We start from the raw sequence: 16,096 nt of genomic DNA, 5'->3' as shown, positions 1-16,096 counted from the left end.
TTTGGCAACCAAGATTCGTCTCAAGCGCATGGGCAAGAAGTTCTATGCCGTGTACCGCGTCGTCGTCATGGATTCGCGCAACAAGCGTGACGGCCAGGCCATCGAGGAGATCGGTCTGTACAACCCGAACACGCAGCCTTCGACGATCGAGATCGATTCCGATCGCGCGCAGTACTGGCTCGGCGTCGGCGCCCAGCCGACCGACCAGGTCCGCAACCTCCTCAAGATCACCGGCGACTGGCAGAAGTTCAAGGGCCTCAAAGGTGCCGAGGGCACGCTGAAGACCGTCGCCGCGAAGCCGGATGCGGCCACGCTCATCGAAGAGGCCGACACGAAGGCGCAGAAGCTCAAGGCCGCGAAGGCCGAAGCCGAGCTCAAGGCCAACGAGGCCGCCACCGACGCCGACGCCGCTGCCGAGCAGAAGGCCGACGAGAAGGTCGAGTTCGCCGATCCTGAAGAGTCCGCGCCGGAAGCCGTCTGATCATGCTTGCTCAAGTCGTGGAACATCTGATTAAGAACATCGTCGATTTCCCTGACGACGTTTCGGTCAAGTCCCATGAGAACACGCGTGGTGAGCTGATTCGCGTGCGCGTCAATCCTGAGGACATCGGACGTGTGATCGGCCGCAACGGCCGCACCGCCAACGCGATCCGCACCGTGGTGCAGGCGATGGCCGACCACAAGGTGCGCGTCGACATCATGGATGTGCGCAAGTGAATCATGAATCTTCACCGATGGACCCTCAACAGCCCGAGCTGCTGAGGGTCTGTCGTATCGGACGCGCGCAGGGACTCAAAGGCGAAGTGAGCGTGCAGCTGTTCACCGACGAACCCGAGGAGCGTTTCGCCCCCGGCTCGCCGCTGTTCACGAAGGGCGCCGCCGACGAATACGTCGTCGAGGGCGCGCGCACGTTCAAGAACCGCTGGTACATCAAGCTTGAAGGCGTCGACGACCGCAACGCGGCCGAGGCGCTGGGCGGCACGGTCCTCTACGGCGAGCCGTGGGAGCTCGAGGAGGACGAGTTCTATCCGAAGGACATCGTCGGCCTCGAGGCGCGGCTCAAGTCGGACGGCCGTGTCCTCGGCAACGTCGTCGACATGATCGAGGGCGCGCAGTGGCTGCTCAAGATCCGCCTGGCCGAGCCGGTCGGCGACGAGAAGACCGCGCTCGTGCCCTTCGTCATCGACCTCGTGCCCGACGTGGACCTCGAGGAGGGTTATCTGACGATCGATCCTCCCGGCGGCCTGATCCCTGGCATCTGACGGCCGCCGCCGACCATCATCCGACCGTTTTCCCGAATGCCTCGGCCGCGCCACGTGGCCGGGGCATTCGGCTGCATCGACGGTGACACTGTGTCGTCATCGACACCGCGTTGCCATCAACGCCACTACTTCATCAACACTGCAAGGAGTCCTCATGGACATCGACATCGTCTCCGTGTTCCCGGAGTACTTCGACGTGCTCAACCTCAGCCTGTTCGGCAAGGCGATGGAACGTGGGCTCGTCACGGTCCGCGCGCACAATCTGCGCGACTGGACGCATGACGTGCACCAGTCGGTCGACGATACGCCGGTCGGCGGCGGCGCCGGCATGGTGATGAAGCCCGAGGTGTGGGCCGAATGCCTCGACGAGCTGCTCGACGTCCCGGCGGACGCCCCGGCGGACGCCGATGCGACGCCCTCCTCCGACTCCCCGATCCTGATCTTCCCGAATCCGTCGGCGCCGCTGTTCACGCAGCAGGACGCGACGGCATTATCGCACGCCGGGCATCTCGTCTTCGGCTGCGGCCGCTACGAGGGCTACGACGCGCGCATCCCGCAGTACTACCGCGAGCGCGGCATCGACGTGCGCGAGTACTCGATCGGCGATTACGTGCTCAACGGCGGCGAGGTCGCCGTCTCGGTGATGCTCGAGGCGATCACCAGGCTGCTGCCCGGCTTCATGGGCAACGCCGAGTCGATCGTCGAGGAATCATATACCGGCGCGAACGCATTGCTCGAGCACAGCCAGTACACGAAGCCGGCCACATGGCGCGGCATGGCGGTGCCGCCGGTGCTGATCTCCGGCGACCACGGCAAGGTCGACCGATTCCGGCGCGACGAGGCGCTCGAGAAGACGTCGAGGATCCGTCCCGACCTGATCGAACGTCTCGATTGCGCGGCGCTCGACAAGGCCGACCGCAAGACGCTGATGGCGCTCGGCTGGGAGGTCTCCGGCTCGCATCCGCGCCGGCTCGGCTGAGATGGTGCAGTGCTGAAGCGTTTCAGTGTTCTGCTATCTCAGTCGCCGCACTGCGCGTCTACACCTACCGTTCGTAGGCGTCCGAACGGTAGGTGTAGACGGTCGTCTCGCCGTAGTCGCGGCGGTCGTCCTCGATCCATCCCGCAGGCGGCGCCGGCGGCTTCGTGCGCTTCGAGCGTTCGAGGACGATCGCGCCGTGTTCCCCCACCAGTCCGCGCGTGACGAGGTCGTCGAGCAGCCGCGCGCAGTCGTCGGTCGCGAATATGTACGGCGGGTCGATGAGCACAAGGTCGAACGGCGCGTCGACCTTCGCCTTCGCCGCGTAGCGTTCGGCCTTCGCGCGCACGACATGCGCATCCATGCCTTCCTCCCAGCCGGCGTGCCGTTTGATCGCCGTCAATGTGCCGGCGATCAGTTTCGCCGCCTGCGCGTTCGCCTCGACGACGACGAGTTCACGCGCGCCGCGGCTCAGCGCCTCGATGCCGAGCGCGCCGGTGCCGCCGAAGAGGTCGAGCACCCGCGCGTCCTGCAGCAGGCCGTGCGATTCAAGGCGCGAGAACAGCGCCTCCTTCGTCCGGTCGGTCGTCGGTCGCGTCACGGAACGCGGCGTCGCGAGCGGCGCGCCTTTGAATCTGCCGGTGATGACATGCATACCTTCAGAGCCTAGCGCCTCACCCGCCCATCGTGACGCGGTTCAGGCGCAGCGCACAGCCGGCCGCGCCGAGCAGGAACACGATCGCGAGCGCCAATGTAATCATGCCCTGTTCGCGTCTGCCGCCGGTCGACGGCAGTTCGACGCCGGCCGTGTTGACGAAGGTGCCGTCGTCGACGGTCGTCGTCGCCGTCAGCTTGCCGTCGCCGTCATCGGTCACCGTGATCGTCAACGTCGCCGTATGCGTGTCGTAGTAGATGCCGCCCTGCGTCGCGGTGTCGTCGATCTCGCTGACATGGTAGACGTAGGTGCCGGCGTGGATGAACGTGAAGGTGCCGAAGCTGATCGGCGTGACGAAGCCGCTTTCCGGCTTGCCGACGCCCACCGTGCATGTGCGTTTCTCGACGTCGCAGCTGACCGGGCTCTGCGGCGTTTCGGCGGCGCCATCTGCGGTCGTCGCGCCGCCATCGGCCTGTCCGACCTTCCACTGTGGCAATGTCGGCTGCGGGTCGTCGGGCGCGTATTCGGTCACGTCCTGCAATGTGAAACGGAACCGCCAATCGTCGTCCCACGACGGCGCGCGCAGCTCCTTCTTGAGTTCGGCCGGGGTCGTCACCTGCACCGGAGTCGGCTCGTACACGTTGATGAAGGTCGTGCCGTTGATGCCGGTGACCGTCCATCCGACACTGTACGCGCCGAGGCCGTTGTCGATGACGCTGAAGGAGACGCGCGCCGGCTGCGCATAGTGCAGACCGTCGATCGTCTTGCCGGCGTTGGCCTCGGTGACCGTGTAGACGTAGGTGCCCGGCTGGCTGAACGTGAAGTCGCCGAATCCGAAGCCGTTGGCGTTCTCGTGGGTCACCGTCACCTCACGGGTCTGCGGCATCGCCGCGTCGAGTGCCTCGCCGTCCACGGAGGAGGATTGCTCGTCGGCGGCGAGCGTGAACGTGAAGGACTCACCGTTCTTCCAGTCACGGCCCTGCAGCGCCTTCATGAACGTGACGGACTGCTTCGTCGGCTTGATCGCATAATGGTTCGTGAACTCCGCGACCGTTGTATCCGCACCATCCACCGTCGTCGTCGCCTCGAGCGTGCCTTTGCCGGTGTCCTTGACGGCGATGCACGCCCGGTGCCTGGCGGTGTCGTAGGTCACGCCGTTGGCGGCCGCCGGGATGATTTCGGAGATGTCGTAGCAGTAGGTCTTGCCGATGTCGTCCTTCGTGAAGGTCAGTCCGCCGAGCAATGTGCCGTTGACCGGCCAGACGAGCGCCTGACCGTCCGCCGCCGCATAGGGATTGGCCGTCTCGCCGGCGCCGTCGGGCAGCGGCGCGTCGTTGAGCGCGACGATGCGGAACGAGAATTCGCCTGCGCGCATCGTGCGTCCGGTGAGCGTCTTGCTGATGCGCAGCGCGCCGACGTCGCCGTAGTTGAGCGATTCGACGGCATAGGTGTTCGTGAACAGCTTCGTCGATTCATCAGAGCTCAGCACCGCCTGCAGCTTGCCGTGCTCATCCGTGACGACGACGGTCACCGTGTGCCGATGCGTGTCGTAGGTCCATCCTTCGGCCGTCGGCTGCAATGTGTCCGGCAGCACCGTCTCCGGCAGCTGCTCGTTGATCGTGAACGTGTAGGTGCCCGGCTTCGTGAAGGTCAGCTTCGGGAACGTCACATCGCCGGTGGCGTCCTCGGCGATCGCCGGCGTCATGGCCGTCAGCGTACCGGCCCATGGAGCATCGTTCACCATCACGTTCGCCGCTTCGCCGGCGAGCGAGGCTTCGAACGTGAACTTGCCTTCCGCGGCGGCGCCGCCGGTGACCTTCTTCCGCACGTCCAGCTGGACATCGACCGGCGTCGCCTCGTAGCGGTTGCGCAGCTCGACCTGCGTGCCGCCTTCGGGATATTCGACCGACGTGACGAGGTTAGCCTGCGCGTCGCGGCTCACTGTCACGACGACCGTGTAGTCGTTCAGGTCGTAGGTCATGCCGTCCTTCGTCGGATTCGCGGCGGTCACGTCTTCGGGGACGACTTCGCGCACATGGTAGGTGAACCGCTTCGCCTCGGTATCGTGGCCGAGCGCGCTGCCGGTGAATTGGAGGACCTGCCGCCAGCTGCCGTCGAGGCTGACGTTGACGATCGCGCCGTCGTCGGGCAGCACGGGGCCGCCTTCGGGATTGGCCGGATCGGCGGTGACGCGCACCTTGAACTTGCCGACCGTGTCGTTCGGGTTCGTGCCGGTGACGTCCTCGTAATGCTTGATGCCGTGGATGTCGGCCATCGCCTCGTCCACGCCGAGGAACCGGTTCTTGAACACGGCGGCCTCGACGGCCGGTTCGCCGTCGAGATGGGAACCGTCATCGGCGAAGGTGTTCGTCAGCTGTCGGCTGGCGATCGTCAACCTGCCCTCGCCATCGTCCTTGACGACGACGGTGAGCACATACCGCGCCGCCGAATAGCGCATATTGGGCTGCGCGTCGCCGGTGTCGGCGTTGTCGGACTCCCTGATGACGTACTGGTAGGTGCCCGGCATCGTGTAGACGATCGATCCGAAGGTGAACGGCACCCGCTCGTCCTCGTCATGCGCGCCGCTCAACGTGACGCTCGTCTGTTCGGGCATCGCGTCGGCCGGATTCGCATCACCGGCGCTGATCGTGAACGTGAAACGGTCGTTGTCGGTGTTCCAGTCTCGACCTTCAAGCACCTTGACGCCGCTGACCGACGGCTCCTCGAGCGTGACCGGCTCGAGCGTGTAGCGGTTCACATACGGCATCGTCAGCATGCCGCCGGAAGTCACCGTTCCCGCACGCGTCGGACCATCATCGACGCTCCAGCCGGGACCACCGGCATCCGTCTGCATACAGGTCGCCGTGACGCCAGCCGGGATGTCGTAGACGCTGATTGATTCGCCGTCCTTGAGCGAGAACGTCGAGCCGTTGCCGATCTTGACGGTCGTGCCGTCGCTTTTCTCGCCGCGCACGGTGCCGGTGAAGTCGGTGCCGTCCGCGTTCTTCAGCGTCAACGTGAACGGGAAGGACTTGTCCGGATCGGGCGTGACGCCTTGCGGCCAGACGACCGTCTCGGTCACCGTGAGCGCGCCGGGGATTTTGAGCCGCTGCACGCCGTTGTTGCCGAGACGCACATCGACCTGCGTGTCGACCCATTGCGGCGACGACGCATATTTCGCCGTATCGGTCGGATTCTCCGATTTCTCACGCGTGTACTGGTTCGCGAGCGCCGTGCGCGGCGTGCCGGCCGTCACATACCACTGACTGGTCGTCGGGTTCTGGGCGGCGGCGCGGACCGCCGCCTCGCCGGGCACGGCGATCCACTGTTCATGGCGCGCGTCGTCGGCGTAGAACACGCGCTGGTAGTAGTAGGTGCCGGCGTATTTGATCTCCGTCGCCGGGTCGTCGAGGCTCTGCGAGTTGTACAGCGGCGTGTCCTGCGTGAAATAGTAGAAGTCGTTCGTCGTCGCCGGCGTGAACACGGCGGTCGTGTCGCCGTAACCTTCGTTCGGCTGGCCGTCGTAACGGTTCGTCAAGAAGCGGATCGTGCCGTCGGCGTCCTTATTCGCGGCGATGTACTGGGTCATGTCGGCGTCCGGCTTCGAGACGAGCTCCTTGACGCCGTCCTTGAGCCCGACCTCGTAGAACAGGCGCATCGGATGGGTGCGGTTGATCTGCGTCTTGACGCTGCCGTCGGCGTTGACCTTCGCCGAATACAGGCGCAGCGGCAGCAGTTCCTCGGGCACGTCGACGGTCACGAGGTCGCCCCGACGCGCCGGCGTGGCGCCATCGTCGAAGCTCTGCACGGTGATCGTCATCGTGCTCAGATCGGCGGCTTTGTAGATCTCATTCGCTTCGACAGTGCCTTCAAAGACGTAGGTCGTCGTATTGCCCGATGTGGTCTTCGAGAACTGTGTGAACTGCTTGCCGGCGCAGACGATGCTGTTCATGTCGAGCACATGCATGTAGTCACCGAGCTGGTCGGTGAAACGCACGACGCCATGTGAGGAACCGGGCGTACTCGACTGGATCGGCGAGGTAGGCGCGCTCGACACCTCGTCCCAAATCGTCTCGAAGACGAGATTGAGCTTGTTGGCGTCGGAGGCCGCGAGATAGTGCTTGCCGCTCGCTTTCTGACCGAGTTGCACCGTCATGAAGCCGGTGGCCTTCGGATAGTTGCTTGAGACGCCCTGCATGAAGGCGTTCGCCTTCTGCGTCGAGTCGCTCGAATTGGTCACGTTCCCCATGTTGGCGCTGGGATCGGCGCCTGCGAAGACGCCGATCGAGTATACGCTCGCATCCGCTTCCTTCATCTGCTTCGCCTGCGCGATGGCGGCATTGGCCACAGTGCCGTCGAATCCGCTGTATCCCGGCTCACCGTCGGTGAAGAAGATGACGACTTTCTTCGCGTCGGCGCGGGCATTCTTCAGTACGTTGTTGGCCAGGCGGAGACCTTCATCGGCATAGGTCGCACCTTCGCCGTACAAACCGCTGACCGTCGTCTGCAACGCGGTGAAGTCGGCGGTCAGGCCGCTGCGAACCGAGGAACCCTGTTTGCATTGGCCATCCACGGTCTTGCAGGCGTAGGTGACCAGACCGATGCGGTTCTTCTTGTTCGGATCGCTCACGGAGGCGTTCGCTGTGGCCGTCTGGTCGATGAAGCCGTTCACCGCCTGCTGGAGCGCGAACATGCGAGAATCAGAGGAGTACTCGTAGAACTGCGTATGCCCATCAGCAGAATCATTGGCGCTCGTCTTGGGCGTCACCGAATTCCAGGAGCCCTGATTTCCGCTATACCCCCAAGATTTGCTGTTTTCGTCCCAAGTCACCTCTCGATACGACCACCAACCTTTAATGTAGTAGGTCTGCGTCCTGTCGAGATCGCCGGAATATACCTGCGTATAGGTGTCCGAAGCGGTGCCGCCATCCATCGCATTCTTCATCGAACCAGACGTGTCGAGCACGAGGACGATGTCGAGCGGCTTCGTCACGTTCACGACGCCGGTGATCCTCTGCGCGCTTGACATCGCCGAAAGCCCGACAAGGAACGCGTCCTTGTCGGTATGCTTCGGCGCCACCTCCACCGTGTCACCCTTGTAGGTCGTGAGCGTCACCGCGTCCGTCGACACCGATTTGTCGGTCCAGACGCGGCCGGTCGATTGCGGATCGGTCGGTTTGCCGATGCCTTGCTCCCATTGCGTGAAGGTCGTCGGATCGGCGACGCGTGCGGAGTCGGCCGCCTCCGCGCGCGTCGGCGCCACGGCGATCGCCATCGTCGCGATCATCGTCATGCCGATCACGGCCGCGACGATCCTCCTCGTCTGTGTACCGACTGGACCGAGGAATCGTTTCCCCCACTCCAGCACCTGCTGTCCGTTCATCACAGTGCCTTTGCATCTAGATTGTTCACTGTGGACAAACGCGCCGATGCGTACCCCACCCGCAGGAAATCAGGGCATGAAAGGCTGCGGATGCAATCCCTACCGGCGATGTCCCAGTTTTTTGTCTTTTAGCATACATGCTATCAGCATAATCTTCATACGTCGACGGCGTCTCATATGTGCGTCCACAACCGTCCATGTTCGCGGTTTCGGCGTCGTTCCCTCACGGACCATGGCGGATTCCACGGAAAGCGCACACGCGCCGCGCGCGATTCCATCGGTTGTTCGGCGTGTCGCCGCCGCAGGCGCCGTGCCCGGCTCAGTTGCTCGTCAGGAACTTCTCGTTGCCGCGCGTGAAATCAAGCACGGCGCCGGCGAGCTGCACATGTCCCGCAAGCCCCGGGTCGGCGTCGAGCACGGCCTGCGCACGGTCGCGCGCGTCGGCGATCATCGGCGCGTCCTTGACGACGCGCAGCAGCTTGAGACTCGATTTGCCGCCCGACTGCGCATCACCGAGCACGTCGCCGGCGCCGCGCAACTCGAGATCCTTGGCGGCGATGTCGGCGCCGTCGAGCGAATCGGCGATGACCTGCAGCCGCTCCTCGGCGATCGACGCCGGCTCGGCGCGCGAGACGAGGAACGCCCACGCGTCGGTGCCGCCTCGGCCGACGCGGCCACGCAGCTGATGCAGCTGCGAGAGCCCATAGCGGTCGGCGTCGAAGATGACGATGCAGCTCGCCTGCGGCACGTCGACACCGACCTCGATGACGGTCGTCGCGACCATGACCGGCGTCACGCCGCTCGCGAACTCCTCCATGACATGCTGCTTCGCCGCGTCGTCGTCACGGCCGGTGAGCGTGCAGATCGCGACGCCGCGGAACTGCGGCAGCGACTGCAGTCGTTCGCGGATCTCGACGACCGCATGCAGCGGCGGACGCGGATGCTCGGCGTCGTCGCCGAGTTCGACGAGCTGCATGTCGTCGTCGGCATCCGTGCCATCGTCCTTGGGCACGTCGATGCACGGGCAGACGATGTACGCGCGTTCGCCGGCGTCGATGCGCGCACGCAGATGCCAGAACATGTCCGACATCAGCTTGCCGTCGTCCTCCGGCACGATGAACGTGCGGATCGGGCGGCGACCTCCCGGCAGTTCGGTCAGCCACGAGATGTCGAGGTCGCCGAACCATGTCATCGCCGCCGTGCGCGGAATCGGCGTCGCCGTCATGACGAGCAGATGCGGGTCGCGTTCCGATTTGCCGCGCAGCGTCTCGCGCTGCTCGACGCCGAAGCGGTGCTGTTCGTCGATGACGGCGAGCGCGAGGTTCGGCGCCTGGAACGACTTCGAGAACGCTGCGTGCGTCGCGACGACGATGCAGGGTTCGCCGCTCGCGGCCTTCGCGAGGACGCGGCGGCGCGCGGCGAGCTTCATGCCGCCGGTGAGCAGCAGCACCGGCACGTCGGCGTCCAGCGCGCCGACCGATGCGGCGATCGACTGGTAATGCTGTTCGGCGAGCACCTGCGTCGGCGCGACGAGCACGGCCTGATGGCCGGAGCCGACGGCCTGCAGCATCGCGGCGACGGCGACGACGGTTTTGCCGGAGCCGACCTCGCCCTGCAGCAGCCGTTGCATCGGATGGTCGGCGCGCATGTCCTCGCCGATGCGGTCGATGACGTCGCGCTGGCCGTGGGTCAGCGGGAACGGCAGCGTGGCGATGTAGTCGTCGCGCAACGTGACGTCGTCGCAGCGGAAGGCTTCGCTCGCACTCGCCGCGTCGCGCGCCATCAGCAGCGCGCACTGGCAGACGAAGGCCTCCTCGTAGCGCATCGTCTGGATCGCATGGCGGAAGTCGGCGACGGTGTCGGGGTCGTGGATCGCGCAGAAGGCCTGCGCGCGGTGCATCAGATTGAGTTCGGCGCGCACCTGCTCCGGCAGCACGTCGGGAATCGCTTGTTCGAGCGCGGCATGCACGGCGTCGCCGTCGTCCCACAGCGAATGCGTCGGCGTGTCGGCGGCGGTCATGTCGGACGTCGCAGCGGCCTGCGGGTCGTCGCCGGCGAGCATATGCAGCAGCATCAGAATCGTCTCGTGGATGTGTTCGCTCGAGATGCGCGAGTTCGCATGGTAGACCGGGCGTGGGCGGCAGACACGGGCGAGGCCCTGCGCCACGGAGTCGACGTCGTAGCGCAATCTGCGGGCGGGCGTGTTGCGCGGCCGGTCGCCACCGCGCGCGGCGGACGGCTCGTCGAAGGCGAGCTGCGCCGGCGACGGCGTGGGCTCGGCGGGCGTGACGGTCAGGATCTCGGGATGCGTGAACTGCAGACGGTCGTTGAAGACGCTCGGGTCGCCGGCGATGACGATGCGCATGCCGGTGGCGAGCCGCGACGCCATCCAGTCGATGTACGACTTGCGGTGGGCGAAGAAGACGAGTTTCGCGGCGCCCGGACGCAGCCGGTGCTCGCGCGCGTAGTCGGCGTCGTCGACGAGCACTTCGAGGCGGTAGGAGCCGTGCGAGCTCATCGGCGCGACGCGTACGCCGCGCACTACGACCGGGCAGGCCATCTTCTCGCCGAAGCGCACATCACTGAGCGCGCGCACCGGAACCGGCTCGGTCACGCGGAATGGATAGTAGCTGAGCGCCTCACCGACCGTCGTGACGCCGAGCGCCTTGAGCGCGCTGACGCGCCGCTTGTTCGTCAGCAACGACGCCAGCGGCGATTCCACGGTCACGGTACTCATAGTCCCCCATTGTCCCACGTGCGCGGACGAGGCGCCACGGATGGCGGCTGCGGTGCGGCCTGCACGGCCCGCAACGGTGGCCGTCCGGCCCAGTCCCCGCGTCCTAAACCGTCGACCTGGTCGACGACCCCACCCGCAAAACAGCCCCTCAGCGTCCCAACCCATCGGTCCCACCGACAAACCCACCCGCAGAACAGCACCTTTGCGACCCGAACCATCGACGCGCCCGACGAACCCGACCGCAGCGTCCCAACCCATCGGCCCGATCGATGATCACGACCGCAAAACGGGCTGTCCGCGACCCGAACCGTCGAGCCGGTCGACGAAACCGGACGCAGGATGGATTCCGGCGGTCTGCCCGCAGACTGGTCCTCTGCATCTTCTGCGATCCGTCTCAACGCGGCCGTCGCCGGGCGGAGAACAGAAAAACCCCGCCGGATGAGATGGACTCCTCCGACGGGGTTGCTTCATGCGTTTCGCATGGTTCAATGCATATCAGTTGGCGCTCACACGCTGAACCTTGCCTGCCTTGAGGCATTTCGCGCACACGCGAAGGCGGACGTTCTGACCGTCCACGGTGGTGCGAACCGGCTGGAGGTTCGGCAGGAAGCGGCGCTTGTTACGAATATGCGAGTGCGACACGGAATAACCCGTACGCGGGCCCTTGCCACACACTGCACAACGAGCTGCCATAATGGACTCCCTATAAATTACTGTTGACTTGCAAGTCTGCGTGCGGCTGCGTGCATACAAGAACGTACGCCGTCACACACAACTTCCCAATGATACATCCAGATGCCGGACAACGCCACTTTCCCGTGCCCCCCTCACGATTTCGCCGACCGTTCGCCCCTGCATGCCTACCACCCGCCGCATACCCCCGTACGCCCCGCCCGCCTCACGCCGACGTCCCGCACGGCGGCGCAGTCGCTCGCACCCCCGGCACATCGCCAAAGCGCTCTGTGACGGTTCAGGCCCCGCGCACCTATCCCGAAGCCGCCGCAGTATTCGGGCATCCGCATCCCCGCACATCTCCCTACGCCCACCCGTCTATCTCACCACCGGGCCGGTTCGTGTCCCGTTCCCGCACACAGCGTCTACAATCGTAACCAGAGCGTCTTCTCTCTGGGGGCCGCCAACCGGTGCCGGGGAGTGCCGGACCATATCCGGAGTGGGTAAAGGAAGAGGTAGTGGAGCCTCGCGCGCATCGGCAGATGGCAATCGCGCCGGGTTCCGGTGAGAAAGGAACCGACCATGCTCAGTGACATCGTCAACAAGATCCGCGCGCAGCGCGACCATGAACCCACCGTGATCTCCCTCGGCCAGACCTGGGTGGACACGCTGATGCGCGTGCCCGAAATGCCGCAGGCCGGCCGTTTCGTCGAAGCGAGCACGGTGAGCCGTTCGATCGGCGGCAGCTTCCAGGTGCTCGAGGCGGCGGAACGCATGGGCGCGCGCACCGAGTTGGCGAGCATGATGGGCACCGGCCCGTGGGCCGACTGCATCGCGCATGCGCTGCGTCAGGCGCATATCGTCCACACCGGCCGCACGTTGCCCAATCAGGACAACGGCATGCGCATCATCCTGTCCGACGGTGACGTGAAATCCTATGTCGCGCACCACGGCGCCGAGTCGCGCGGCGACGCCGACGCCTTCAAGAACATCCACCCGAAGAAGGGCGATGTCGTCCACATCGGCAGCAACGCGCTGATGAACGACGGCGCCGTCGCCGTCCACCAGTTCCTGTCGCATCCCGCATGCCAGCCGCAGACGCGCACGTTCCGCATCGTGCTCAATTCGACGCGCGCGTTGCGTCTCGTCAACGCGCAGCTGCTCGAGACGCTGATCCTCGCACGCCCGGTCTGGTCGATGAACCGCCAGCAGGCGTATGCGCTCGCCGAACGACTGTCGATCAGCATCGACGAGACGCCGACGCTGCGCGTCTCCGGCGGCTTCGACGAGTCGATGCACGAACTGTGCACGGCGCTCAGCGAGGTGCTGCGCGCGCCGGTCGTGCTGCGCGCCGGCTCGCGCGGCGCCTGGATCCGCCAGCACGGCGAGGGCGTCATGCACATCGACGGCTTCCCGACGAAGGCGACGCATATCCGCTCGGCCGGCCCGGTGCACACCGGCGCACTGTGCGCGCTGCTCGCCGAGGGCTGGGACCTCGAGGCGAGCGTGCAGATCGCGAACGCGGCGGCCGCGCTGTCGATTGCGCACAATGTCGACGGCGTGCCCGTCTGCCCGTCCTACGACGAGGCGACCGCGTTCATCAAGGAACGCCTCGCCGAATGATCTTCCCCTGAAAATCCACCCATGCAACGGAAGGCGGGCCGTCATCGATCGGTCACCGCATATGCGACGCCGCCGTTCACTCCCCGCGTTCGGCCGCGAGCACATCGTCGGCGTTGAGCACGCCGTAGCGCAGGCACTGCCGCAGCAGCCGCAGCACGTCGCCGTCGATCGAGTTCGCGAGGATGTCGGCGGCCGCGTCGGCCGCGCACGGGAATCCGGCGTCGACGAGTCCCATCGCGGCTTCGGCGAGCACGTCGAGAGCGCGCGCCTGCGGGGCGACCGGAATGCCGACCTCGCGCAGCCTGGCGACGGCCCTGTCATGGTCGGGCAGCTCGTCCCAGCCGAGCTGCGCGAGCAGCTGCGCGACCTCGCGGCGCGCGGACGGCGCGTAGGAGGCGCTGTCGAGCGTGCGCATCGCATAGCAGGCGGCCGCCGATTCTCGGTCGCCGTTATTCCACAGCGCGTAGGCGAGGCGATAGTAGACGAAGTCGACGTCGTCGCGTGCGACGGCAATCGTCAACGCGAACTTGAGCACGCGCGCCGCATCCTCGTAATGTTCGTTGTCGGCGTGCACGACCGCCTCCTCGAAATACGCGGATGCGCAGGTCGGCGCGATGCGCTCCATCGCCTGCGCCTGCGCGACGGCGGCCTTGTAGTCGCCGTCGTCGCGGTAGATGTGCGTCAGCCCCACGCGCGCGTTGTACAGCGCGTCCGGCGCCTTCCAGTAGCGCGTGTCCGGACCGTCGTCGACGAGGGAGACGAGCAGGCGCTGCGTCGGGTTTTCGCAGTATAGCGGCCGCTGGTTCGCCGGCGCCTGGTCGCTCATCTCGATCTGCATGATGACCGATTCGAGTTCAATCGACGTGCCGATCGGCGTGTCCTCCTCGTTGTCGCGGCGCAGGTCCATGACCTCCGATCCCTTGATCGAGGCGTCGTCGTGCAGGATGTCGAGATCCCGCGCGCGGTCGGCGCGCAGCAGCGCGCCCAGCCGCGGCGGCAGCGGGCGCGCGTCCGCCCACAGCGGCGTGCGGTTCGCCAGCAGCGACTGCGGGATCGGCAGCGGCGTGATGACGTCGAGGCCGCGGCGCGCGTTGAAGGCGAGCGCGAAGTCCGTCGGTTCGAGCATCGGCACGACGCGCGCCGGATCGTCGTCGAGCGCCACGTCGTCGAAGGCGCCGTCGCGGTAGCGCGGCAGCACGTTCGTCGTGAAGCGTTCGCGCTCGAAGCGCAGCGAGAGCACAGGATCCTCGGTCTTGTACAGCGAGCCGCGGTAGCCGGTGACGGTGACGGCGTGGACGGACGGCCCGGCCGTGAACGCGATCTGCGCGAGCAGGCCGGCGAGTTCGAGTGAATACGTCGCGGCGTGGGCGGCGCGCATCGTGCGCACGTCGACGACGTGGCCGTCGTGCCAGTCGCTCGACTGGAACTGCGTTTCGTCGGGCGCCGAGAAGATGATCGCCATCTCGCCGGTCGCCGCGTTGACGTCGGCGCGGTATTCGAAGCGGTGCGGCAGGATCAGCGACTCGCCGATCGTGATGAAGCGCGTCAACGTGTCCCACATGCCGCCCGGCGCGGCGGCCGCGTCGTTGATGCGCGCGAAGCGGTTGTTGACGTTCGTGTAGTCGAGCACATGGTCGACGTGCTGCGACCAGATGTGGTCGCGGCGGTGCACCGCGTCGTAGCAGGCGGCCTCGTCGAGCGTCGTGACGAAGCCGTTCTCGTTGTCGCGCATGTCGGCGACGCGCCGCACGGCGCCGATGCGGTTGAGCGCCGATTCGATCGCGAGCACGACGTGCCGGTCCTCGGTCGGCAGGTCGCCATTGAACACGGCCCAGAACAGGTTCGTGCCCTCGACGATGATGAAGCGCACCGATTCGCGCGCGCTGACCGGGCGCAACGCGGCCGCGCCGGCCTCGATGAGCTCACGTGCGGCGAAACGGTCGGTCGGGGCCGCCGTCGCCGCGTTGACGGCGCCCTTCCAGACGATCGCGTCGACCGCGTCGGCGACCGGTTCGCGCGTCACCCGCATGAACTCGTCGAAGATGCGGCCGAGTCCGGCGCCGGGACGGCGGCCGGCGAGCGTCGGGACATGATACGCGAGCAGCCAGCTCGCCGCAAGCACGGCCGCCGTCGGATAGGTGCCGCGCGTGTAGGGGCCGAGATCCATCGCTGCGGCGAGGATCGTCGTCTCGTCGCCGTTGCGGCGGTATTCGCCGAAGCTGACGCCGCGGCCGGGTTCGAAGACGCTGCGCACGCGCATCGGGCCGGTATGGTCGTCGCCGTCCGTGTCCCATTCGTCGAAGTGCACATCGGCGCGGTTGCCGTGTAGCGCGTCGGCGGCGGCGGCGTCGAGGACGTTGGCGACCGAGAACACCTTCAGATCATCGCGGATCCATGCGAGCACATGCACGCCGCCGCCGGCCTCCTCGACGACGTAGCCGAGGCCGTGCGCCGGCTGCGGCAGCGCATCCGTCACCGCGTAGGTGTGGCCCGCCGGCAGTCCGGGCAGCGTCGGCAGCCGGTCGGTGCGCCCGCGTTCGTCGAGCTGACGGATCGGCCGCGCCGCGTGCCTCGCGCGCGACGGCTGCGTCGATTGTGTCGTCGGCGGCTGCTGTGCCGTCGTTTGCGCGGTCGCCTGCGACGTCGGCGTCGCGGCGCCGGATCCCGGCGCCGGCGGGATGGGTGGCACGATGAATCCGTCTGTGCCGTTCGTCTGCGTCATCGTTTCGTCCTTTGGTCGTGGTCTGTCGTGATCATCATGCGGTCGTCATCGGTCCGTCATCCGAAC

Annotated in this window: 10 protein-coding genes; 5 read left to right on the top strand and 5 right to left on the bottom strand. The window is 66.3% G+C overall.

Features of this window, described 5'->3' with window-relative positions; translation table 11 throughout:
* The first annotated feature begins 1 nt into the window (after nucleotide 1).
* From rpsP to trmD, 4 genes are all read left to right on the top strand, one after another.
* Nucleotides 2–481, top strand: coding sequence for a 30S ribosomal protein S16 (gene rpsP / locus BCHO_RS02590; RefSeq protein WP_024541611.1), 480 nt, complete (start codon nucleotides 2–4; stop codon nucleotides 479–481).
* 2 nt (nucleotides 482–483) lie between these two features.
* Nucleotides 484–717 carry an RNA-binding protein gene (locus tag BCHO_RS02585; RefSeq protein WP_024541612.1) on the top strand — a complete coding sequence of 78 codons (234 nt, stop codon included), beginning with the start codon at nucleotides 484–486 and terminating at the stop codon, nucleotides 715–717.
* A 17-nt stretch (nucleotides 718–734) separates the two neighbouring features.
* Nucleotides 735–1,262 carry a ribosome maturation factor RimM gene (rimM, locus tag BCHO_RS02580; RefSeq protein WP_029675748.1) on the top strand — a complete coding sequence of 176 codons (528 nt, stop codon included), beginning with the start codon at nucleotides 735–737 and terminating at the stop codon, nucleotides 1,260–1,262.
* 154 nt (nucleotides 1,263–1,416) lie between these two features.
* On the top strand, nucleotides 1,417–2,241 hold the full coding sequence (trmD, locus tag BCHO_RS02575; RefSeq protein WP_024541614.1) for a tRNA (guanosine(37)-N1)-methyltransferase TrmD: 825 nt from the start codon (nucleotides 1,417–1,419) through the stop codon (nucleotides 2,239–2,241).
* 64 nt (nucleotides 2,242–2,305) lie between these two features.
* Here trmD and rsmD read toward each other — a convergent pair whose 3' ends face one another.
* From rsmD to rpmB, 4 genes are all read right to left on the bottom strand, one after another.
* Nucleotides 2,306–2,893, bottom strand: coding sequence for a 16S rRNA (guanine(966)-N(2))-methyltransferase RsmD (rsmD, locus tag BCHO_RS02570; RefSeq protein WP_024541615.1), 588 nt, complete (start codon nucleotides 2,891–2,893; stop codon nucleotides 2,306–2,308).
* Nucleotides 2,894–2,912: 19 nt separating this feature from the next.
* Nucleotides 2,913–8,276, bottom strand: coding sequence for a Spy0128 family protein (locus tag BCHO_RS02565; protein WP_024541616.1), 5,364 nt, complete (start codon nucleotides 8,274–8,276; stop codon nucleotides 2,913–2,915).
* A 319-nt stretch (nucleotides 8,277–8,595) separates the two neighbouring features.
* Entirely contained in the window at nucleotides 8,596–11,013 is a 2,418-nt protein-coding gene (locus BCHO_RS02560) for an ATP-dependent DNA helicase RecG (RefSeq protein WP_029675751.1), read from the bottom strand.
* Nucleotides 11,014–11,508: 495 nt separating this feature from the next.
* Complete coding sequence (gene rpmB, locus BCHO_RS08970) at nucleotides 11,509–11,706, bottom strand: 50S ribosomal protein L28 (RefSeq protein ID WP_081663964.1); 198 nt, start codon at nucleotides 11,704–11,706, stop codon at nucleotides 11,509–11,511.
* Nucleotides 11,707–12,267: 561 nt separating this feature from the next.
* Between rpmB and BCHO_RS02555 the strand changes: the two genes are divergently transcribed.
* A complete protein-coding gene (locus tag BCHO_RS02555; RefSeq protein WP_024541618.1) occupies nucleotides 12,268–13,308 on the top strand; it encodes a PfkB family carbohydrate kinase in 1,041 nt (346 codons plus the stop codon).
* Nucleotides 13,309–13,384: 76 nt separating this feature from the next.
* On the opposite strand, the gene BCHO_RS02550 is transcribed toward BCHO_RS02555, so the two are convergent.
* Nucleotides 13,385–16,030 (bottom strand): tetratricopeptide repeat protein, encoded by a 2,646-nt coding sequence (locus BCHO_RS02550; RefSeq protein ID WP_024541619.1) that lies wholly within the window; start codon nucleotides 16,028–16,030, stop codon nucleotides 13,385–13,387.
* Nucleotides 16,031–16,096: the final 66 nt, after the last annotated feature.

Source organism: Bifidobacterium choerinum, assembly GCF_000741135.1.
Lineage (GTDB): Bacteria > Actinomycetota > Actinomycetes > Actinomycetales > Bifidobacteriaceae > Bifidobacterium > Bifidobacterium choerinum.
The sequence above is the reverse complement of the archived record's forward strand: the minus strand, read 5'-3'. Positions and strand labels throughout refer to the sequence as shown.

Coding starts and splice junctions, on each gene's coding strand:
- BCHO_RS02585 (WP_024541612.1), top strand. CDS start 484: ATGCTTGCTCAAGTCGTGGAACATCTGATTAAGAACATCGTCGATTTC.
- rimM (WP_029675748.1), top strand. CDS start 735: ATGGACCCTCAACAGCCCGAGCTGCTGAGGGTCTGTCGTATCGGACGC.
- trmD (WP_024541614.1), top strand. CDS start 1,417: ATGGACATCGACATCGTCTCCGTGTTCCCGGAGTACTTCGACGTGCTC.
- rsmD (WP_024541615.1), bottom strand. CDS start 2,893: ATGCATGTCATCACCGGCAGATTCAAAGGCGCGCCGCTCGCGACGCCG.
- BCHO_RS02565 (WP_024541616.1), bottom strand. CDS start 8,276: ATGAACGGACAGCAGGTGCTGGAGTGGGGGAAACGATTCCTCGGTCCA.
- BCHO_RS02560 (WP_029675751.1), bottom strand. CDS start 11,013: ATGAGTACCGTGACCGTGGAATCGCCGCTGGCGTCGTTGCTGACGAAC.
- rpmB (WP_081663964.1), bottom strand. CDS start 11,706: ATGGCAGCTCGTTGTGCAGTGTGTGGCAAGGGCCCGCGTACGGGTTAT.
- BCHO_RS02555 (WP_024541618.1), top strand. CDS start 12,268: ATGCTCAGTGACATCGTCAACAAGATCCGCGCGCAGCGCGACCATGAA.
- BCHO_RS02550 (WP_024541619.1), bottom strand. CDS start 16,030: ATGACGCAGACGAACGGCACAGACGGATTCATCGTGCCACCCATCCCG.